The sequence below is a fragment of the Pseudomonas sp. CFBP13508 genome, assembly GCF_005233515.1.
GTDB classification, from domain to species: Bacteria; Pseudomonadota; Gammaproteobacteria; order Pseudomonadales; family Pseudomonadaceae; genus Aquipseudomonas; species Aquipseudomonas mercuritolerans.
On the sequence record NZ_QFZZ01000002.1, the window covers coordinates 673,218 to 691,629 of the forward strand.

Genomic DNA, 18,412 nt, shown 5'->3' on the forward strand with positions numbered 1-18,412 from the left:
GTTAAGACAGCTTCAACCCTGCACGACGCAGGTGGCCAGGTGAGCGGCGAGCGCATCCCAGGCAATGCTTTGTTGTTCGCCCTGGCCACGCAGGGGTTTGAAACCTACCACTTGCTGGGCCATTTCGTCGTCACCGAGGATCAATGCGTACAGCGCACCGCTCTTGTCGGCCTTCTTGAACTGGCTTTTGAAACTGCCGGCGCCGGCATTGACTTGCAGGCGCAGGTTTGGAAGTTCATCGCGAATCCGTTCGGCCAGAGCCAGACCGGCCAGCTCGGCTTCTTCACCGAAGGCGCAGAGGTAGACGTCGACCTGACGGGAAATTTCCTGCGGGATCTGCTCAAGGGTTTCGAGCATCAATACCAGACGCTCGATGCCCATGGCGAAACCGACGCCCGGGGTTGGCTTGCCGCCCATCTGCTCGACCAGCCCGTCGTAACGGCCGCCCGCGCACACGGTGCCCTGGGCGCCGAGCTTGTCGGTGACCCATTCGAAAACGGTTTTGCTGTAGTAATCGAGGCCACGCACCAGTTTCGGGTTGAGCACGTAAGGAATGCCAACGGCATCCAGACGCGCCTTCAGGCCTTCGAAGTGAGCGCGGGACTCGTCGTCGAGGTAGTCGGCCATTTTCGGTGCATCGAACAGCACGGCCTGGGTGTCGGCATTTTTTGTGTCGAGCACGCGCAGCGGGTTGGTTTTCAGGCGACGCTGGCTGTCTTCATCGAGTTTGTCGTGGCGCGCCGAGAGGTACTCGACCAGCGCTTCACGATAGCGACCACGGGATTCGCTGGTGCCGAGGCTGTTGAGCTCGAGCTTGACCGCATCACGAATGCCCAGCTCGCCCCACAGGCGCCAGGTCATGATAATCAGCTCGGCGTCGATGTCCGGACCGTCGAGGTTGAACACTTCCAGACCGATCTGGTGGAACTGGCGATAACGGCCTTTCTGCGGACGCTCGTGGCGGAACATCGGGCCGATGTACCAGAGTTTCTGCACCTGACCACCGCCGGTGATGCCGTGTTCGAGCACTGCACGTACGCAGGCCGCAGTGCCTTCCGGACGCAGGGTCAGGGAGTCACCGTTGCGGTCTTCGAAGGTGTACATCTCTTTTTCGACGATATCGGTCACTTCGCCGATCGAGCGCTTGAACAGCTCGGTGAACTCGACGATCGGCATGCGGATCTGCTTGTAACCGTAGTTATCCAGCAGACGCGCCACAGTGCCTTCGAAATAACGCCACAGCGGGGTCTGTTCGGGCAGGATGTCGTTCATGCCACGAATGGCTTGCAGAGACTTGCTCACAAAATTTCCTTAATTCGTTCGATCAGCCGCGCGCAATAACGGCAGCGTCAGCTTCGACCTTCTCGGCCGCTTTCTGGCGGATCAGCTTTTCCAGCTCGTCCACCAGATTGTCATTCGTCAGCTTCTGCGACGGTTTGCCGTCGATGTAAATCAGGTTGGGCGTGCCGCCGGTCAAGCCGATATGGGCTTCCTTGGCTTCGCCGGGGCCGTTGACCACGCAACCGATGACCGCGACATCCAGCGGCACCAGCAGGTCTTCAAGGCGCCCTTCCAGCTCGTTCATGGTTTTCACCACATCGAAGTTCTGCCGCGAGCAGCTCGGGCAGGCGATGAAGTTGATGCCACGGGAACGCAGATGCAAAGACTTGAGAATGTCGTAACCGACCTTCACTTCCTCGACCGGGTCGGCCGCCAGCGAGATGCGGATAGTATCGCCAATCCCTTCGGCGAGCAGCATACCTAGGCCCACGGCGGATTTCACCGTGCCCGAACGCAAACCACCAGCTTCGGTGATGCCCAAGTGCAGCGGCTGAACGATTTCTTTCGCCAGCAAACGGTAGGCTTCGACGGCCATGAACACGTCGGAGGCTTTCACGCTGACCTTGAAGTCCTGGAAATTCAGGCGTTCGAGGTGCTCGACGTGGCGCAGCGCGGATTCGACGAGCGCCGCCGGGGTCGGCTCGCCGTATTTCTTCTGCAGGTCTTTTTCCAGGGAACCGGCGTTGACGCCAATGCGGATCGGAATGCCGCGATCACGCGCAGCATCGACCACGGCACGCACGCGGTCTTCGCGACCGATGTTGCCCGGATTGATACGCAGGCAATCCACACCCAGTTCGGCCACGCGCAAGGCGATTTTGTAGTCGAAGTGGATGTCAGCCACCAACGGCACTTTGACCAGTTGCTTGATCTTGCCGAACGCCTCGGCGGCGTCCATGTCCGGCACCGAGACGCGAACGATGTCGACGCCGGCGGCTTCCAGACGATTGATCTGCGCCACGGTCGCAGCGACATCATTGGTATCGCTGTTGGTCATGCTCTGCACAGCGATCGGCGCATCGCCGCCCACCGGTACGTTGCCGACCCAGATCTTGCGCGATTCGCGACGTTTGATTGGAGATTCGCCGTGCATGACTTATTGACCCAACTTCAGGCGAGCAGTCTCGCCACTGGTGAACGGAGCGATGTCGACCGGTTGGCCGTTGTAGCTGACCTGTGCCGCGCGAGCGACGCCCAGACGTACGGCGAGCGGCGGCTTGCCGGAAACACTCACGCTGTCGCCTTTATGCTTCAGACCACTGAAAATCACTTTGCCACGGCCATCGGTCACCTGTGCCCAGCAATCGCCGGTGAACTGCAATTGCACCTGGCCTTCGCCGGCAACCGGCGCAGCTGCTTCAGCGCTTGGCGCTTGAGCAACCGGCGCGGTCGGGGCCGGTGACGCAGGGACATTCGGCGCTGGAGTGGCCGGAGCCGCCACCACTGGCGCAGGCGTCTGTGCCGGAGCGCTTGGCGCAACTGCCGGGGCAGCCGGCTCGGTTGCTGGCGCTGCGGACTCGGCGCCGGTGGATTCAGCACTGGTTTCCGACTGCGGCAAGGCCAGCGATGTCGAATTGTCAGCCTGATTTTCGGCGACAGCCTGGTCTTCCGGCTCGTCGATCGGGTGGATCTGCGTGGTGCCGTCAGCGCCTTCGACTTCGACGTGCTCCGGTGCCAGGCTGGTCAGATCGCGGGTGCGCTGCGAAGTCTGATCCTGCCACCAGACGAAACCGCCGCCGATGACCGCAATCAGCAACAACAGGCTGACGATACGCAAAATGGTGTGGGAAATCCGCACCGGCTCTTCGATACGACCGAGGGCGTGAACATTGCTGCCCTGGGAGTCGGTGCCAGTGGACTGGTCGAACTGCTGAACCAAAACGGTCTGGTCCATGCCGAGCAATTTGGCATAGGCGCGAATGTAACCGCGAGCGAAGGTATGCCCCGGCAGCTTGTCGAAAGCGCCGGCTTCAAGATTGCTCAGGGATGTCACGGTGAGGTTGAGCTTGAGGGCCACTTCGGCCAGCGACCAGCCATTGCTTTCGCGGGCCTGGCGCAGGGTCTCACCGGGATTAACGCGATTCGCTGCTACAACTTCGGGATGCGCCGCTTTCATCATTGCTCCGACAGGTATTGCTGATATTCCGGCGTACCGGGATAGAGTCGTTTTAATTGCAGACCGTAACTGGCTGCCTTGTCGCGATCTTCAAACACTTTTGCCAGCCGAACGCCGAGCAATAGACTACGTGCATTCTGTTCGGTGAGCTGGCTGAAACGGTCGTAATAGTCACGCGCGGGCACATAATGCCTGTCTTCGAAGGACAACTCAGCCATTTCCAGCAATGCGCGTGGTTGTTGGCGATTCAGGCGCAGGGCTTTTTCCAGCTGTTGCTGGGCCAGATCACGCTGGCCAAGCTTGGCGGCGGTCATGCCGAGGTTTTCGAAGACCCGCGAGCGCTCAGGATACAGGGTATCGGCGGCCGCTTGTTCAAAACGCTCGTAGGCTTCCTTGTAGCGCTGTTCTTCGTAGAGAAAACTGCCGTAGTTGTTGAGGATGCGTGCATCGGTGGGACGTGAGGACAGGGCCTTGCGAAAGTGCTCGTCGGCCAGTGCCGGCTCCATTTCAGCCTGGAACACCAGACCGAGGGCCGCATTGGCATCGGGGTCGGAACCGTCCAGCTCCAGCGCTTTCTTCAATGGCACCTTGGCGCGCTCGGTCATGCCTTGCTGCAGATAGCCCAGCCCCAACTGCACGTAGGCAGCCCGCGCTTCATCGCGGCCCTTGCTGGTCTTCATCGGGTTATAGTCACCCGACAGGACACAGCCAGCGCACAGGCTGGCCAACAGCAACAGCAGCGCAAAGCGCAGGGACATAGAGATCCTCTCTTAGTTAGTGTTCGCGGCGTTCTGTGCCAGATCGCTGTCGGCGCTCAACTCGCGCACGGCGATGTAACGTTCGCTGCGACGGGTGCGATCCAGCACCTGCCCTACCAATTGACCACATGCGGCGTCGATGTCTTCACCACGAGTGGTGCGCACAGTGACGTTGAAACCGGCCTGATGCAACTGATCCTGGAAGCGGCGGATGGCGTTGTTGCTCGGCCGCTCGTACCCGGAGTGCGGGAACGGGTTGAACGGGATCAGGTTGATCTTGCACGGGATATCTTTAAGCAACTCGATCATTTCCACCGCGTGCTCAAGCTTGTCGTTGACGTCCTTGAGCAAGGTGTACTCGATGGTCAGCACACGTTTCTCGCCAAGGGCGGACATGTAGCGCTGGCACGACTCGAGCAGCATCTTAAGTGGATATTTCTTGTTGATCGGCACCAATTGGTTACGCAATGCGTCATTCGGTGCGTGCAGGGACAACGCCAGGGACACGTCGATGTGCTTGGCCAGCTCATCGATCATCGGCACCACACCCGAGGTGGACAGGGTCACGCGGCGCTTGGAGATCCCGTAGCCGAGGTCATCCATCATCAGATGCATGGCGGCGACGACGTTGTCGAAGTTCAGCAACGGCTCGCCCATGCCCATCATCACCACGTTGGTGATGGCGCGGTCGACGGTGGCCGGGACGCTGCCGAAAGATTTGTTGGCAATCCACACCTGACCGATGACTTCGGCGGCGGTGAGGTTGCTGTTGAAGCCTTGCTTGCCGGTGGAGCAGAAACTGCAATCCAGGGCACAGCCTGCCTGGGACGAAACGCACAGAGTGCCGCGCTTGCCCTGGGGAATGTACACGGTCTCGACGCAGCTGCCGGACGCCACGCGCACCACCCATTTACGGGTGCCGTCGCTGGAGATGTCCTCGCTGACCACTTCCGGACCACGCACTTCAGCAATGGCCTTGAGCTTGTCGCGCAAGGCTTTGCTGACGTTCGTCATGGCGTCGAAATCATCGACGCCAAAGTGGTGAATCCATTTCATTACCTGACCGGCACGGAAACGCTTCTCCCCGATTGAGTCGAAGAATTTTTCCATTTCCGGCTGGGTCAGACCCAGCAGGTTTGTTTTAACAGTCGATGTAGTCATGGATTCACCTTCACTCTGCAAGCAATGCTTAGCGAGTGGTTACTTCAGTAGCTGCGAAGAAGTAAGCGATTTCGCGAGCGGCAGCAGCTTCGGAGTCCGAACCGTGAACGGCGTTGGCGTCGATCGATTCAGCGAAGTCAGCACGGATGGTGCCTGGAGCAGCTTCTTTAGGATTGGTAGCGCCCATCAGCTCACGGTTGCGAGCGATAGCGTTTTCACCTTCCAGAACCTGAACGACAACCGGACCGGAAGTCATGAAAGCAACCAGGTCACCGAAGAAACCGCGCTCGCTGTGCTCAGCGTAGAAGCCTTCGGCTTCGGCTTTGGACAGTTGCTTCAGTTTCGAAGCTACAACGCGCAGGCCAGCGTCTTCGAAGCGAGTGGTGATCTTGCCGATCACGTTTTTAGCAACGGCGTCAGGCTTGATGATGGAGAAAGTACGTTGAACAGCCATGGTGTAACTCCAGAAACGGTAATTTGCGAAAAATTAAACCCGCGAATTATACGCGGGTTCTTGGGTATTGCCTAACCTGCGAGACGATCAGTCCAATTCTGCGGCCCAGAGCTCCTGAACCGCTTCGAGCACCTTCTCGCCGACCCGGCCAGAAGTAGCATCGAAGTCAGGCAGTTCAAGAATCATCTGCTGCAAACGGACAAAACCTACAGAGTACGGGTCGAGTCCCTCATGGGCCTCGGCCAGCTCTTCTGCAATGCGTTGAACATCATTCCAACCGTAGCTCATGACAGTCTTACCAGTCAGTGCGGCGCTTCAGCCGCATGGTTAAGCGAATATTTCGGGATCTCGACGGTGATGTCTTCTTCACCGACGATGGCCTGACAGGCCAGACGCGATTGCGCCTCAAGGCCCCAGGCACGATCGAGGAAGTCTTCTTCCAGCTCGTCGGCCTCTTCCAGCGAGTCGAAACCCTCGCGGATGATGCAATGGCACGTGGTGCAGGCGCAGACGCCGCCGCATGCGCTTTCCATCTCGATATGGTGTTCGTGGGCCAGCTCGAGAATAGAGGTGCCGGGCGCAGCCTCGACCACCATGCCTTCAGGGCAAAACTTCTCGTGGGGCAGAAAAATGACCTGCGGCATCAGATATCCTCGATTTCATTCAGGTTGCGCCCCGACAGAGCGGCTTTCACCGTCAGATCCATGCGGCGGGCAGCAAAAGCATCGGTCACTTGCGACAGACGCTTGGTCTGCTGCTCGATGGCGTAACCATCGGTACCTTTCATCAGTTCGGCCAGTTCCTGCATTTGCAGTTCGATGACCATGCGCTCTTCGGCGTCGAGCAAACGCTCGCCATCGGCCTCCAGAGCGCCCTGCACCGCTTCGAGCAGGCGCTGGGCATCGACTTGCTGCTCACGCAGAACGCGGGCGACCTTGTCGTCATTGGCATGCTGGAACGAATCCTTGAGCATCTTGGCGATTTCGCCATCGGTCAGACCATAGGAAGGCTTGACCTGAATGCTCGCCTCAACGCCCGAGCCCAATTCACGGGCAGACACGCTGAGCAGACCGTCGGCATCGACCTGGAAGGTCACGCGAATTTTCGCCGCACCGGCCACCATCGCCGGAATGCCGCGCAATTCGAAGCGAGCCAGAGAGCGGCAATCGCTGATCAGCTCGCGCTCACCCTGCAACACGTGGATCGCCATGGCCGACTGGCCGTCTTTATAGGTGGTGAAATCCTGAGCGCGGGCGACGGGAATGGTAGTGTTGCGCGGAATCACCTTTTCCATCAGACCACCCATGGTTTCCAAACCAAGGGAAAGCGGAATCACGTCGAGCAGCAGCAGTTCGCCGCCATCGCGCTTGTTGCCAGCCAGGGTGTCGGCCTGGATCGCGGCCCCGATGGCCACCACTTGATCCGGGTCGATTTCCGTCAATGGCTGACGACCGAACGCTTCGGCAACGGCTTCACGCACACGTGGAACGCGGGTCGAACCGCCGACCATGACCACGGCGTGGACGTCTTCCAGTTCAATACCGGAATCGCGGACGGCGCGGCGGCAGGCTTTCAGGCTGCGCGCGACCATCGGCTCTATCAGCGCATCGAAGGCTTCGCGGGTCAGTTGTGCTTTCCAGTCGCCGTAAGCCACTTCAACGCTGGCAGCGTCGGTCAAAGCTTCTTTGGCCGCACAGGCGATTTGCAGCAGATTGCGTTGTGCACCCGGGTCGAGATCGGCGGACAGGCCAGCGCTCTCGATGATCCAGCCGGCAATCGCGTGATCGAAGTCATCGCCGCCCAGCGCGCTGTCGCCGCCAGTGGCCAGAACTTCAAAGACGCCGCCGGTCAGACGCAGAATGGAGATATCGAAAGTACCGCCGCCCAAGTCGTAGATCGCCACCAGACCTTCGGCGTGCTGATCCAGACCGTACGCCACCGCAGCGGCAGTCGGCTCGTTGAGCAGACGCAACACGTTGAGACCGGCGAGCTTGGCCGCGTCTTTGGTGGCCTGACGCTGCGCATCGTCGAAGTAGGCAGGAACGGTGATTACCGCGCCAACCAGTTCGCCACCCAAGGTCGCTTCAGCGCGCTGACGCAGGACCTTGAGGATATCGGCGGAGACTTCAACCGGGCTTTTCGGGCCTTGCACGGTATCGATAAACGGCATGTGCGATTCGCCGCCGACAAAGCGGTACGGCAGTTGCTCGCCCAATTGCTTGACGTCGGACAGACCACGACCCATCAAGCGCTTGACCGAGAGCACGGTGTTCAGAGGATCAGAGGCTGCCGCCAGCTTGGCGGACTCACCGACTTCAACGCGGTCGGCGTGATAACGCACGGCGGACGGCAGGATGACCTGCCCGCTGGCGTCGGCCAGCGGTTCGGAAAGACCACTGCGCAGCGCAGCGACCAGCGAATTGGTAGTACCCAAGTCGATGCCCACAGCCAGGCGACGCTGGTGCGGTTGAGGACTTTGGCCGGGTTCGGCGATCTGCAGTAGAGCCATGGTGATCAGGTCTTGTCTGTCTGTCAGCGTGCAATCAGGGCAGCACTGGGTTAATCGTCGAGGCGCTCTTCCAGCTGGCGCACTTCGTAGGTGAGCTTGTCGAGGAACTGCATGCGCCGCATCAGGCGTTCGGCCTGCTCGCGTTGCGCTGCATCATCCCAACAGGCTGCGAAGCTTTCGTTGAGCTGCTCCTGAGCCGCCTTCAAGCGACGCTTGAACACGGCAACACCGTCGAGGTCGGCGCTGTCCTGCAGATCTTCGAGCTCTTCGCGCCATTGCATCTGCTGCAGAAGGAATTCGGGATCGTGGACAGTGACTTCCATCGGCACTTCATGCCCGCTGATTTTCAGCAGGTAGCGTGCGCGCTGGGCCGGACTCTTGAGCGTCTGGTAGGCGTCGTTGAGCCGCGCCGATTGCTCGAGCGCCGAGCGCTGCTCGCGTTCGGATGCATCGGCAAAACGGTCAGGATGGACGCCGCGCGCCAACTCACGGTAGCGCGTGGCCAACTGCTCGAGATCCAGGCGGAAGCTCGGTTGCAGCTCGAATAAAGCGAAATGACAAGGAATACCCACGACCAGCCTCAGATGTTGAAGCTTTCGCCGCAGCCACATTCACCGCGGACGTTGGGGTTGTTGAACTTGAAGCCTTCGTTCAACCCTTCCTTGACGAAGTCGAGCTCGGTGCCGTCCAGGTAGGCCAGGCTCTTCGGGTCGATGATCACTTTTTCGCCGTGACTCTCGAACACCTGATCTTCCGCCACTACCTCGTCGACAAACTCCAGCACGTAGGCAAGGCCGGAACAGCCTGTGGTGCGAACACCCAGACGAATCCCTTCACCTTTGCCGCGCCCGTCGAGGGAGCGCCGCACGTGTCGAGCAGCCGCTTCTGTCATGCTGATAGCCATCGTTGACTCCTTACTCGTCGCCGAATCTTGAAATTCAGATCAAGCCTTTCTTCTGCTTGTAGTCGCGAACTGCCGCTTTGATAGCGTCTTCTGCGAGCACGGAGCAGTGGATTTTCACTGGCGGCAGGGCCAGTTCTTCGGCCAGCTGAGTGTTCTTGATGGTTTCGGCTTCGTCCAGGGTCTTGCCCTTCATCCACTCGGTGGCGAGGGAGCTGGAGGCGATTGCCGAACCGCAACCGTAGGTCTTGAACTTGGCGTCTTCGATAACGCCCTGATCGTTGACCTTGATCTGCAGACGCATCACGTCGCCGCACGCCGGAGCGCCGACCATGCCGGTGCCGACATCAGGATCTTCCGCGTTCATCTTGCCGACGTTGCGCGGGTTTTCGTAGTGGTCGATGACCTTTTCGCTGTAAGCCATGATTCTCAATCCTCACTCATCAGGGCCGCTCTTGAGACCCTGCAACTGCGCTGCGTTAACGCCGCGTCGCTACAGGATCTGTATCCGGCGGCTTCTATAGTTAGTGTGCCGCCCACTCGATTTTCGAGATATCGACGCCGTCTTTGTACATGTCCCACAGCGGCGACAGAGCGCGCAGCTTGGTAACGGCCTCGCAGACCTTCTGCGCGGCGTAGTCGATTTCTTCTTCGGTGGTGAAACGGCCGAAGGTAAAGCGGATCGAGCTGTGTGCCAGTTCGTCGTTGCGGCCCAGGGCGCGCAATACGTACGAAGGCTCCAGCGACGCCGAGGTGCAGGCCGAACCGGACGATACCGCCAGATCCTTGAGCGCCATGATCAGCGACTCGCCTTCAACGTAGTTGAAGCTCAGATTCAGGTTGTGCGGAACGCGGGCGGTCAGGCTGCCGTTGACGTACAGCTCTTCCAGATGCTCGACCTGCTTGTAGAAGCGATCGCTCAAGGCTTTGATGCGCACGTTTTCAGCGGCCATGTCTTCCTTGGCTACGCGGAACGCTTCGCCCATGCCGACGATCTGGTGGGTCGCCAGGGTGCCGGAACGCATGCCGCGCTCGTGACCGCCGCCGTGCATGGTCGCTTCGATGCGCACACGCGGCTTGCGGCTGACGTACAGCGCGCCGATGCCTTTAGGGCCATAAGTCTTGTGGGCGGAGAACGACATCATGTCGACTTTCAGCTTCTGCAGATCGATTTCGACCTTGCCGGTGGACTGAGCAGCGTCGACATGGAACAGCACGCCTTTGGCGCGCAGCATCTCGCCGATGGCGGCGATGTCGTTGATGGTGCCGATTTCGTTGTTGACGTGCATCACCGACACCAGAATGGTGTCTTCGCGCAGTGCGGCGTCAATCATTGCCGGGGTGATCAGACCGTCTTCGGTAGGCTCGAGGTAGGTCACTTCGAAACCTTCACGCTCCAGCTGGCGCATGGTGTCGAGGACAGCCTTGTGCTCGATCTTGCTGGTGATCAGGTGCTTGCCCTTGGAGGCGTAGAAATGTGCCGCGCCCTTGATCGCCAGGTTGTCGGATTCGGTGGCACCGGAGGTCCAGACGATTTCGCGCGGGTCGGCATTGACCAGATCGGCCACCTGACGACGAGCGTTTTCGACGGACTCTTCAGCCTTCCAGCCGAACACGTGGGAGCGGGACGCCGGGTTACCGAAGTTTCCGTCGACCAGCAGGCATTCACTCATTTTCTGCGCAACGCGCGGATCAACCGGGGTGGTTGCAGAGTAATCAAGGTAAATCGGCAATTTCATGGACTATCTCCTAAATCAGGGCTGGCGTGCCGCGGGTAGCTCTTCGGCTGTCATTCGACGGCGGACGCTTCAATCTTGTCCAGGCGTGGCGCCTTGCTGCTGCAACGGCGCTGGTCCTGACGCTGGGCCACTTCTTGTACCTCACGGCGAGTCACAAGGTCGGCCAAGCTGATACCGCTCAGAAATTCGTGAATCTGCAGGCTCAAATCGCACCACAGATGATGGGTCAGACAGGTATCGCCGGAATGGCAATCGCCCTGGCCCTGGCACTTGGTGGCATCGACCGATTCGTTCACCGCATCGATCACTTGGGCGACCTGAATGCCCTGCATGTCGCGGGACAACTGGTAGCCACCACCCGGACCGCGAACGCTGGAAACCAGGTTGCTGCGGCGCAGCTTGGCGAACAGCTGTTCGAGGTAGGACAGGGAGATGCCTTGGCGCTCGGAGATATCGGCCAGAGACACCGGCCCGTGCTGCGCGTGCAACGCCAGGTCAAGCATGGCGGTCACGGCGTATCGGCCTTTTGTAGTCAGTCGCATGGACAGTTACCACGGAGTTCGGAATGGGCGGGAGTATGCAATTCCCGAGCATTTAAGTCAACTATAAGACCTAGTGCTTTAGTCGGGTTTACCCGCAAAAGAGCGCGCGCACTATAGCAAAGACGGGGCGCGGACAGCCAGCGCAACCGCGTGATCGTTCTTCGCGAGCAGGCTCGCTCCCACATTGGAATGCATTCATCTGTGGGAGCGAGCCTGCTCGCGAAAAGCAGCGCCGCGGTTCAGCCGGCTTTGGATTCGTCCTTGCCCTTCACGCAGGCGAAATCTTCTTCACGCAGCTCAGGCAGATCTTTCGCACAGTAATTGCTGCCCAGATCCTTCAGCGCCCCGCACATACCCTCCAGACGCCCGTCCACCGCTTGCAGATGGTCGAGCAACTGGCCGATGGCGCGCGCCACCGGGTCGGGCATGTCTTCGCTGACACCATAAGCGTCGAAACCGATCTTTTCCGCCATGGCTTTGCGCTTGGCGTCCTGCTCTTCATCGGTCTTGACGATGATCCGCCCCGGAATTCCCACCACGGTGGCGCCCGGCGGCACTTCCTTGGTCACAACAGCGTTGGAGCCGACTTTGGCGCCGGCCCCCACCGTGAACGGGCCGAGAACTTTGGCACCGGCGCCGACCACCACGCCATCACCCAGCGTCGGGTGACGCTTGCCTTTGTTCCAACTGGTGCCGCCAAGGGTCACGCCTTGATAGATGGTGACGTCGTCGCCGATCTCGGCGGTCTCGCCAATGACGATGCCCATGCCGTGGTCGATGAAGAAACGCCGACCGACCTTGGCGCCCGGGTGAATCTCGATCCCGGTCAGCCAGCGACCGAAGTTCGACACCAGTCGCGCCAGCCATTTCAGTTCGTTGCGCCAGAGCATGCCGGCCAAACGATGAATCCAGATCGCATGCATGCCGGGGTAGCAGGTCAGAACTTCAAAAGCGTTACGCGCCGCCGGGTCTCGATGGAATACGCTTTGGATATCTTCACGCAAACGCTCAAACATCATTTAATCCTTCCGCTTTAGAAGCTCGCCACGGGCCGCTTTCTGGGTTTCCGTGAGGATGCCACGCAAAATATTCATTTCCGCCCGGCTGACCGAGCTGCGTCCGTACAACCGGCGCAGGCGCGCCATCAAGTGCCGTGGTTTTTCCGGATCGAGGAACTCGATGGCGACCAGCGTCTGCTCCAGGTGCTCATAGAATCGCTCCAGCTCATCCATGGTCGCCAGCTCGGCACTTTTCACCGAGGCCACTTCTTCTTTCTCGACTTTGCTCGGCTGACCCTGTGCGGCCAGCCAGGCCATGCGCACTTCATAACTCAACACCTGCACCGCCGCCCCGAGGTTCAGCGAACTGAACGTCGGGTCAGAAGGGATGTGCACATGAAAGTGACATCGCTGCAGCTCTTCATTGGTCAGGCCGGAGTCTTCACGACCGAACACCAAAGCGATCTCGGCGCCCTGCCCGGCTTCCTCGACCACTTTGTTGCCGCATTCGCGCGGATCGAGCAGCGGCCAGGGAATACGCCGGTCGCGGGCGCTGGTGCCGAGCACCAGATTGCAACCGACCAAAGCGTCTTCCAAGGTGGCGACGACTTGCGCGTTTTCAAGAATGTCGCCGGCACCGGAGGCGCGGGCGTCGGCCTCGTGGTGCGGGAAGACCCTCGGTTCGACCAGCACCAGTCGCGACAGACCCATGTTTTTCATGGCGCGCGCGGCCCCGCCGATATTGCCGGGGTGGCTGGTGTTGACCAGGACGACACGAATGTTCTGCAGCAAGGGAGGCGCTCTCGGACACAGGAAAGGGGGGCAAATCTTACAGAACAGCCTACCGTTAAGCTATGAAAGCGAACAGCGTCCTTCACCTGAAGAAAAGTTCTGATAGAATGCGCGGCTTTCTTTAACAACCTTAGGTGACACATCCATGCAGCCCATGCTGAATATCGCGCTGCGCGCCGCCCGCAGCGCCAGTGAACTGATCTTCCGCTCCATCGAGCGCCTGGATACCATCAAGGTCGACGAAAAAGACGCCAAGGATTACGTATCCGAGGTCGATCGCGCCGCTGAACAGAAAATCATCGATGCCCTGCGCAAGGCTTACCCGAATCACTCGATTCAGGGTGAAGAAACCGGCCTGCACGCTGGCACCGGCATCGAAGGCGAAGAGTACCTGTGGATCATCGATCCGCTGGACGGCACAACCAACTTCCTCCGTGGCATTCCGCACTTTGCAGTGAGCATTGCCTGCAAATATCGTGGTCGTCTGGAACACGCAGTGGTTCTGGACCCGGTCCGCCAGGAAGAATTCACCGCCAGCCGTGGTCGCGGCGCTCAACTGAACGGTCGTCGTCTGCGCGTAAGCGGTCGCACCAGCCTCGACGGCGCTCTGCTCGGCACTGGCTTCCCGTTCCGTGACGATCAGATGGACAACCTCGACAACTACCTGGGCATGTTCCGCGCCCTGGTTGGCCAGACTGCCGGCATCCGCCGCGCCGGTTCGGCGAGCCTCGACCTGGCTTACGTAGCTGCCGGTCGTTTCGATGCGTTCTGGGAATCGGGCCTGTCCGAGTGGGACATGGCTGCAGGCGCCCTGCTGATTCAAGAAGCCGGCGGCCTGGTGAGCGACTTCACCGGCGGTCACGACTTCCTGGAAAAAGGCCACATCGTTGCCGGCAACACCAAATGCTTCAAGGCAGTGCTGACGGCGATCCAGCCGCACCTGCCGGCCTCGCTGAAGCGCTAAGCTTTACGCGAAACCAAAAAGCACCCTTCGGGGTGCTTTTTTTATGCCTGCAATTCCAAACAGCACAATTCCCTGTGGGAGCGAGCCTGCTCGCGAATGGGCGTGTCAACAAAGGAAATATCAACTGTTGGACCATATTCGCGAGCAGGCTCGCTCCCACAGGTGAGAATCGCGCGCTGCCCTGAATCGCGGGTATAAAAAAAGCACCCCGCAGGGTGCTTCTTTTCACATCCGTAAATCCTTACTGAGCCGGCTCATTCTGCGACAGGATCAGCTTGCCTTCCTTGTCGACCGGAATCTGGTTACCCGGATCGCGATCCATCCGCACTTTGCCTTCCTTGCCATCAAGCGAGTAACGCACGTCGTAACCGACGACCTTGTCGCTGATGTCATTGACCGTGTTGCAGCGAGTTTGCGTAGTGGTGTAGGTGTCACGCTCCTGCATGCCCTCCTGCACCTTGTTGCCCGCGTAACCGCCACCGACCGCACCGGCCACCGTGGCAATCTTCTTGCCGGTACCGCCGCCAATCTGGTTACCCAGCAAACCACCGGCCAGCGCGCCGACCACGGTACCGGCGATCTGGTGTTGATCTTTTACCGGTGCCTGACGGGTCACCGTTACATCCTTGCATACTTCACGTGGAGTCTTGATCTGTGTCTTGACCGGCTCAACGGCTAATACTTGCGCATACTCAGGGCCGCTTTTAACCAGGCTGTAGGTGGCAACAGCACCCCCGGCTGTGACACCGACAGCACCCAATACCGCACCAACCAGCAACGACTTGTTCACATGAACCTCCTGACCATCACATGCGGGACGCGCCCGCGCTTCTCCCAGCCTTGGAGCACAAAAAAAGGCGCGAGTTCAACTCGCGCCTTTTGTTGGCTGACAGCCGGGAAATCGTGGCCGTTATGGACGGTCGTCGACTTCCTTATCGCTGTTGGCCGGAGGAATCAGATCCTCGGTGGTCAGGTTCAGCCAGATCAGCACCACGTTGGCGATGTAGATCGACGAGTAGGTACCCGCCAGTACACCGATGAACAGTGCGATGGAGAAGCCGAACAGGTTGTCGCCACCGAAGAACAGCAGCGCCGCGATCGCCAGCAGAGTGGAGATCGAGGTCGCCATGGTGCGCAGCAGGGTCTGGGTGGTCGAGATGTTGATGTTCTCGATCAGCGTCGCCTTGCGCAGCACGCGGAAGTTTTCACGCACCCGGTCGAAAACCACGATGGTGTCGTTCAGCGAGTAACCGATGATCGCCAGCACCGCCGCCAGCACCGTCAGATCGAAGGTGATCTGGAAGTACGAGAGGATACCCACGGTCACGATCACGTCGTGGATCAGCGACACAATGGCGCCGACCGCAAACTTCCACTGAAAGCGGAACGCCAGGTAGATCAGGATGCCGCCGAGCGCCAGCAGCATGCCGAGGCCGCCCTGGTCGCGCAGCTCTTCACCGACCTGCGGGCCGACGAACTCGACACGCTTGACCGTCGCCGGGTTGTCACCGCCGACCTTTTGAAGCGCTTCCGCTACTTGATGGCCCAACTGCGGGTCTTCACCCGGCATACGCACGAGCAGGTCGGTGGTCGCACCGAAGTTCTGCACCACGGCTTCGTGATAACCGGAAGTCGCCAGTTGCTCGCGCACCTTGGTGACGTCGGCCGGACGCTCGTAGGTCAGCTCGATGAGCGTACCGCCGGTGAAGTCCAGGCCCCAGTTCATGCCCTTGGTGGCGACACTGAACAAGGCAATGACGGTAAGCAGCAATGTGACGCCGAACGCGAAGTTGCGAACGCCCATGAAGTTGATTGTACGTAACATGGCAGCCCCTTAAATCCACAACTTCTTGAAGTCACGTCCGCCAAAGATCAGGTTGACCATTGCGCGGGTCACCATGATGGCCGTGAACATCGAGGTAAAGATCCCGAGGGACATCGTCACTGCGAAACCCTTCACCGGGCCGGTGCCCATGGCGAAGAGAATGCCGCCGACCAGCAAGGTGGTCAGGTTGGCGTCGAGAATCGCAGTAAATGCCCGGCCGAAGCCTTCGTTGATTGCCCGCTGCACAGTCATGCCGGCGGCGATCTCTTCACGAATCCGCGAGAAGATCAGTACGTTGGCGTCGACCGCCATACCCATGGTCAAGACGATACCGGCGATACCCGGCAGGGTCAGCGTGGCGCCCAGCAACGACATCAACGCCAGCAGCAGCACCATGTTCACCGCCAGCGCGACGGTGGCGATGACGCCGAAGAAGCGGTAGATGGCGATGATGAACAGCGATACGAACAGCATGCCCCACAGGGAAGCGTCGATACCTTTTGTGATGTTGTCAGCACCCAGGCTCGGACCGATTGTGCGCTCTTCAGCGAAGTACATCGGTGCAGCCAGACCACCGGCACGCAGCAGCAGCGCCAGTTCGGACGACTCGCCCTGACCGTTCAGGCCAGTGATGCGGAATTGCGCACCCAGCGGCGACTGAATGGTCGCCAGGCTGATGATCTTCTTCTCTTCCTTGAACGTCTGCACCGCAACGTCTTTCTCGACGCCATCAACCACTTGCTTGGTGTAAGTGGTGACCGGACGCTGTTCGATGAAGATCACCGCCATGCTGCGACCGACGTTGGAACGGGTCGCGCGGCTCATCAGCTCGCCACCATGACCATCCAGACGGATGTTCACTTCAGGCGTACCGTGCTCGCCGAAACCGGCCTTGGCGTCGGTGACCTGGTCACCGGTAATGATCAGACCACGCTCGATCTGTGCTGGCGGACGGTTGCCTTCACGGAATTCGAACGATTCGGAAGTGGCTTTCGAAGCGCCCGGCTCGGCGGCCAGACGGAACTCAAGGTTGGCCGTCTTGCCGAGAATACGCTTGGCTTCGGCAGTGTCCTGCACGCCCGGCAGCTCAACCACGATGCGGTTGGCGCCCTGACGCTGCACGATCGGTTCGGCAACACCCAGCTCGTTGACGCGGTTACGTACCGTGGTCAGGTTCTGCTTGATGGAGTATTCACGGATTTCCGCCAGCTTGGCCGGGGTCATCGCCAGACGCAGCACCGGTTGACCGTTGAGGTCGGCCGGAACAATGTCGAAATCGTTGAAGTTCTTGCGGATCAGCGCACGGGCCTGTTCGCGGGAGTCTTCATCGCTGAAGCCCAACTGAATGGCACCGCCCAGTTGCGGCAGGCTGCGATAGCGCAGCTTCTCTTTGCGCAGCAGGCTCTTGACGTCGCCTTCGTAGACTTTCAGGCGCGCATCGAGGGCTTTGTCCATGTCCACTTCGAGCAGGAAGTGCACACCACCGGACAAGTCCAGACCCAGCTTCATCGGGTGCGCACCGAGGTTGCGCAGCCATTGCGGGGTGGTCTGTGCCAGGTTCAGCGCGACGACGTAGTCATCACCCAATGCCTTGCGCACAACGTCCTTGGCCGGCAGCTGGTCTTCAGCCTTGCTCAGACGGATCAGACCGCCCTTGCCGCCCGCCGTCAGCGTAGCCGCCTTGACGTTGATGCCGGACTCTTTCAGCGCTGTGCTGACGCGAGCCAGATCGGCGTCATTGACCTGCAGAGCCGTGCTGGCGCCGCTGATCTGAATCGCCGGGTCATCGGGGTAAAGATTGGGAGCGGAATAAATCAGACCGATCGCCAGCACCGCCAGGATCAGAATGTATTTCCACAGAGGGTATTTGTTCAGCATCACGCCGCCCGTTATGAACGCGGGGCGCCTTGCGCGCCCCGTCGATTGAGTAGAAGTTGTTGCTCTTAGATCGCTTTCAGCGTGCCTTTTGGCAGCGTGGCGGCGATGGCGCCTTTCTGGAACTTCATTTCCACGGTGTCGGACACTTCCAGAACCACGAAGTCATCGGCAACCTTGGTGATCTTGCCGGCGATGCCGCCAGTGGTCACGACTTCGTCGCCCTTCTGCAGGCTGCTCAGCAGGTTCTTCTGCTCTTTGGCGCGCTTGGCCTGTGGACGCCAGATCATCAGGTAGAAGATGACCAGGAAGCCGACCAGGAAAATCCACTCGAAGCCGCCGCCCATTGGGCTTGCAGCAGCCGGTGCAGCTGCGTCAGCCATGGCGTTAGAGATAAAAAAGCTCATTTAGCACTCCAGTTGCAAATGTTGAATCTT

At 59.7% G+C, this 18,412-nt stretch carries 21 protein-coding genes; 1 reads left to right on the forward strand and 20 read right to left on the reverse strand.

Translation table 11 applies throughout. The features are described from left to right. Positions 1-12: 12 nt before the first annotated feature. The 16 genes from hisS to trmJ form a co-directional block, all read right to left on the reverse strand. Complete coding sequence (gene hisS, locus PspCFBP13508_RS07440; RefSeq protein WP_137214100.1) at positions 13-1,302, reverse strand: histidine--tRNA ligase; 1,290 nt, start codon at positions 1,300-1,302, stop codon at positions 13-15. 22 nt (positions 1,303-1,324) lie between these two features. After that, positions 1,325-2,434: a flavodoxin-dependent (E)-4-hydroxy-3-methylbut-2-enyl-diphosphate synthase gene (gene ispG / locus PspCFBP13508_RS07445; protein WP_016773332.1), complete on the reverse strand. Its 1,110-nt coding sequence runs from the start codon at positions 2,432-2,434 to the stop codon at positions 1,325-1,327. Between the two features lie 3 nt (positions 2,435-2,437). After that, a complete protein-coding gene (locus PspCFBP13508_RS07450; RefSeq protein WP_137214101.1) occupies positions 2,438-3,457 on the reverse strand; it encodes a RodZ family helix-turn-helix domain-containing protein in 1,020 nt (339 codons plus the stop codon). Beyond that, entirely contained in the window at positions 3,457-4,215 is a 759-nt protein-coding gene (gene pilW, locus PspCFBP13508_RS07455) for a type IV pilus biogenesis/stability protein PilW (protein ID WP_073473307.1), read from the reverse strand. Before pilW ends, PspCFBP13508_RS07450 begins: the two co-directional genes overlap by 1 nt. A 12-nt stretch (positions 4,216-4,227) precedes the next feature. Beyond that, positions 4,228-5,376 carry a 23S rRNA (adenine(2503)-C(2))-methyltransferase RlmN gene (gene rlmN, locus PspCFBP13508_RS07460; protein WP_024014215.1) on the reverse strand — a complete coding sequence of 383 codons (1,149 nt, stop codon included), beginning with the start codon at positions 5,374-5,376 and terminating at the stop codon, positions 4,228-4,230. Between the two features lie 28 nt (positions 5,377-5,404). Next, complete coding sequence (gene ndk, locus PspCFBP13508_RS07465) at positions 5,405-5,830, reverse strand: nucleoside-diphosphate kinase (RefSeq protein WP_016773329.1); 426 nt, start codon at positions 5,828-5,830, stop codon at positions 5,405-5,407. 87 nt (positions 5,831-5,917) lie between these two features. Further along, complete coding sequence (iscX, locus tag PspCFBP13508_RS07470) at positions 5,918-6,118, reverse strand: Fe-S cluster assembly protein IscX (RefSeq protein ID WP_016773328.1); 201 nt, start codon at positions 6,116-6,118, stop codon at positions 5,918-5,920. Positions 6,119-6,132: 14 nt separating this feature from the next. Next, positions 6,133-6,474, reverse strand: a complete 342-nt coding sequence (gene fdx, locus PspCFBP13508_RS07475) for an ISC system 2Fe-2S type ferredoxin (protein ID WP_025109219.1) — start codon at positions 6,472-6,474, stop codon at positions 6,133-6,135. After that, positions 6,474-8,339: a Fe-S protein assembly chaperone HscA gene (hscA, locus tag PspCFBP13508_RS07480; protein WP_137214102.1), complete on the reverse strand. Its 1,866-nt coding sequence runs from the start codon at positions 8,337-8,339 to the stop codon at positions 6,474-6,476. The genes fdx and hscA overlap by 1 nt, the downstream gene beginning before the upstream one ends. Positions 8,340-8,389: 50 nt before the next feature. Continuing rightward, complete coding sequence (hscB, locus tag PspCFBP13508_RS07485; RefSeq protein ID WP_016773325.1) at positions 8,390-8,911, reverse strand: co-chaperone HscB; 522 nt, start codon at positions 8,909-8,911, stop codon at positions 8,390-8,392. 8 nt (positions 8,912-8,919) lie between these two features. Next, positions 8,920-9,243 carry an iron-sulfur cluster assembly protein IscA gene (iscA, locus tag PspCFBP13508_RS07490; RefSeq protein WP_003227904.1) on the reverse strand — a complete coding sequence of 108 codons (324 nt, stop codon included), beginning with the start codon at positions 9,241-9,243 and terminating at the stop codon, positions 8,920-8,922. Positions 9,244-9,277: 34 nt separating this feature from the next. Continuing rightward, positions 9,278-9,664: a Fe-S cluster assembly scaffold IscU gene (gene iscU, locus PspCFBP13508_RS07495; protein ID WP_003227907.1), complete on the reverse strand. Its 387-nt coding sequence runs from the start codon at positions 9,662-9,664 to the stop codon at positions 9,278-9,280. 100 nt (positions 9,665-9,764) lie between these two features. Continuing rightward, positions 9,765-10,979 carry an IscS subfamily cysteine desulfurase gene (locus PspCFBP13508_RS07500; RefSeq protein ID WP_016773324.1) on the reverse strand — a complete coding sequence of 405 codons (1,215 nt, stop codon included), beginning with the start codon at positions 10,977-10,979 and terminating at the stop codon, positions 9,765-9,767. A 50-nt stretch (positions 10,980-11,029) separates the two neighbouring features. Continuing rightward, complete coding sequence (gene iscR, locus PspCFBP13508_RS07505) at positions 11,030-11,521, reverse strand: Fe-S cluster assembly transcriptional regulator IscR (protein ID WP_016773323.1); 492 nt, start codon at positions 11,519-11,521, stop codon at positions 11,030-11,032. A 239-nt stretch (positions 11,522-11,760) separates the two neighbouring features. Further along, on the reverse strand, positions 11,761-12,537 hold the full coding sequence (cysE, locus tag PspCFBP13508_RS07510) for a serine O-acetyltransferase (RefSeq protein ID WP_024014221.1): 777 nt from the start codon (positions 12,535-12,537) through the stop codon (positions 11,761-11,763). Positions 12,538-12,540: 3 nt separating this feature from the next. Continuing rightward, a complete protein-coding gene (trmJ, locus tag PspCFBP13508_RS07515; protein WP_073473313.1) occupies positions 12,541-13,311 on the reverse strand; it encodes a tRNA (cytosine(32)/uridine(32)-2'-O)-methyltransferase TrmJ in 771 nt (256 codons plus the stop codon). A 145-nt stretch (positions 13,312-13,456) separates the two neighbouring features. On the opposite strand from trmJ, the gene suhB reads away from it, so the two are divergent. After that, complete coding sequence (gene suhB / locus PspCFBP13508_RS07520) at positions 13,457-14,275, forward strand: inositol-phosphate phosphatase (RefSeq protein ID WP_016773320.1); 819 nt, start codon at positions 13,457-13,459, stop codon at positions 14,273-14,275. 241 nt (positions 14,276-14,516) lie between these two features. On the opposite strand, the gene PspCFBP13508_RS07525 is transcribed toward suhB, so the two are convergent. From PspCFBP13508_RS07525 to yajC, 4 genes are all read right to left on the reverse strand, one after another. Next, positions 14,517-15,065 (reverse strand): glycine zipper 2TM domain-containing protein, encoded by a 549-nt coding sequence (locus PspCFBP13508_RS07525; RefSeq protein WP_007916907.1) that lies wholly within the window; start codon positions 15,063-15,065, stop codon positions 14,517-14,519. Positions 15,066-15,185: 120 nt separating this feature from the next. Further along, entirely contained in the window at positions 15,186-16,100 is a 915-nt protein-coding gene (gene secF, locus PspCFBP13508_RS07530) for a protein translocase subunit SecF (RefSeq protein ID WP_137214103.1), read from the reverse strand. Between the two features lie 9 nt (positions 16,101-16,109). Further along, a complete protein-coding gene (gene secD / locus PspCFBP13508_RS07535) occupies positions 16,110-17,978 on the reverse strand; it encodes a protein translocase subunit SecD (protein WP_016773318.1) in 1,869 nt (622 codons plus the stop codon). 65 nt (positions 17,979-18,043) lie between these two features. Next, positions 18,044-18,382, reverse strand: a complete 339-nt coding sequence (gene yajC / locus PspCFBP13508_RS07540; RefSeq protein ID WP_016773317.1) for a preprotein translocase subunit YajC — start codon at positions 18,380-18,382, stop codon at positions 18,044-18,046. Positions 18,383-18,412: the final 30 nt, after the last annotated feature.

Excerpts from the sequence above, each read along its gene's own strand:
- ispG (WP_016773332.1), bottom strand. The coding sequence starts at position 2,434 with ATGCACGGCGAATCTCCAATCAAACGTCGCGAATCGCGCAAGATCTGG.
- PspCFBP13508_RS07450 (WP_137214101.1), bottom strand. The coding sequence starts at position 3,457 with ATGAAAGCGGCGCATCCCGAAGTTGTAGCAGCGAATCGCGTTAATCCC.
- pilW (WP_073473307.1), bottom strand. The coding sequence starts at position 4,215 with ATGTCCCTGCGCTTTGCGCTGCTGTTGCTGTTGGCCAGCCTGTGCGCT.
- rlmN (WP_024014215.1), bottom strand. The coding sequence starts at position 5,376 with ATGACTACATCGACTGTTAAAACAAACCTGCTGGGTCTGACCCAGCCG.
- ndk (WP_016773329.1), bottom strand. The coding sequence starts at position 5,830 with ATGGCTGTTCAACGTACTTTCTCCATCATCAAGCCTGACGCCGTTGCT.
- iscX (WP_016773328.1), bottom strand. The coding sequence starts at position 6,118 with ATGAGCTACGGTTGGAATGATGTTCAACGCATTGCAGAAGAGCTGGCC.
- fdx (WP_025109219.1), bottom strand. The coding sequence starts at position 6,474 with ATGCCGCAGGTCATTTTTCTGCCCCACGAGAAGTTTTGCCCTGAAGGC.
- hscA (WP_137214102.1), bottom strand. The coding sequence starts at position 8,339 with ATGGCTCTACTGCAGATCGCCGAACCCGGCCAAAGTCCTCAACCGCAC.
- iscA (WP_003227904.1), bottom strand. The coding sequence starts at position 9,243 with ATGGCTATCAGCATGACAGAAGCGGCTGCTCGACACGTGCGGCGCTCC.
- iscU (WP_003227907.1), bottom strand. The coding sequence starts at position 9,664 with ATGGCTTACAGCGAAAAGGTCATCGACCACTACGAAAACCCGCGCAAC.
- PspCFBP13508_RS07500 (WP_016773324.1), bottom strand. The coding sequence starts at position 10,979 with ATGAAATTGCCGATTTACCTTGATTACTCTGCAACCACCCCGGTTGAT.
- iscR (WP_016773323.1), bottom strand. The coding sequence starts at position 11,521 with ATGCGACTGACTACAAAAGGCCGATACGCCGTGACCGCCATGCTTGAC.
- cysE (WP_024014221.1), bottom strand. The coding sequence starts at position 12,537 with ATGTTTGAGCGTTTGCGTGAAGATATCCAAAGCGTATTCCATCGAGAC.
- suhB (WP_016773320.1), top strand. The coding sequence starts at position 13,457 with ATGCAGCCCATGCTGAATATCGCGCTGCGCGCCGCCCGCAGCGCCAGT.
- secF (WP_137214103.1), bottom strand. The coding sequence starts at position 16,100 with ATGTTACGTACAATCAACTTCATGGGCGTTCGCAACTTCGCGTTCGGC.
- secD (WP_016773318.1), bottom strand. The coding sequence starts at position 17,978 with ATGCTGAACAAATACCCTCTGTGGAAATACATTCTGATCCTGGCGGTG.
- yajC (WP_016773317.1), bottom strand. The coding sequence starts at position 18,382 with ATGAGCTTTTTTATCTCTAACGCCATGGCTGACGCAGCTGCACCGGCT.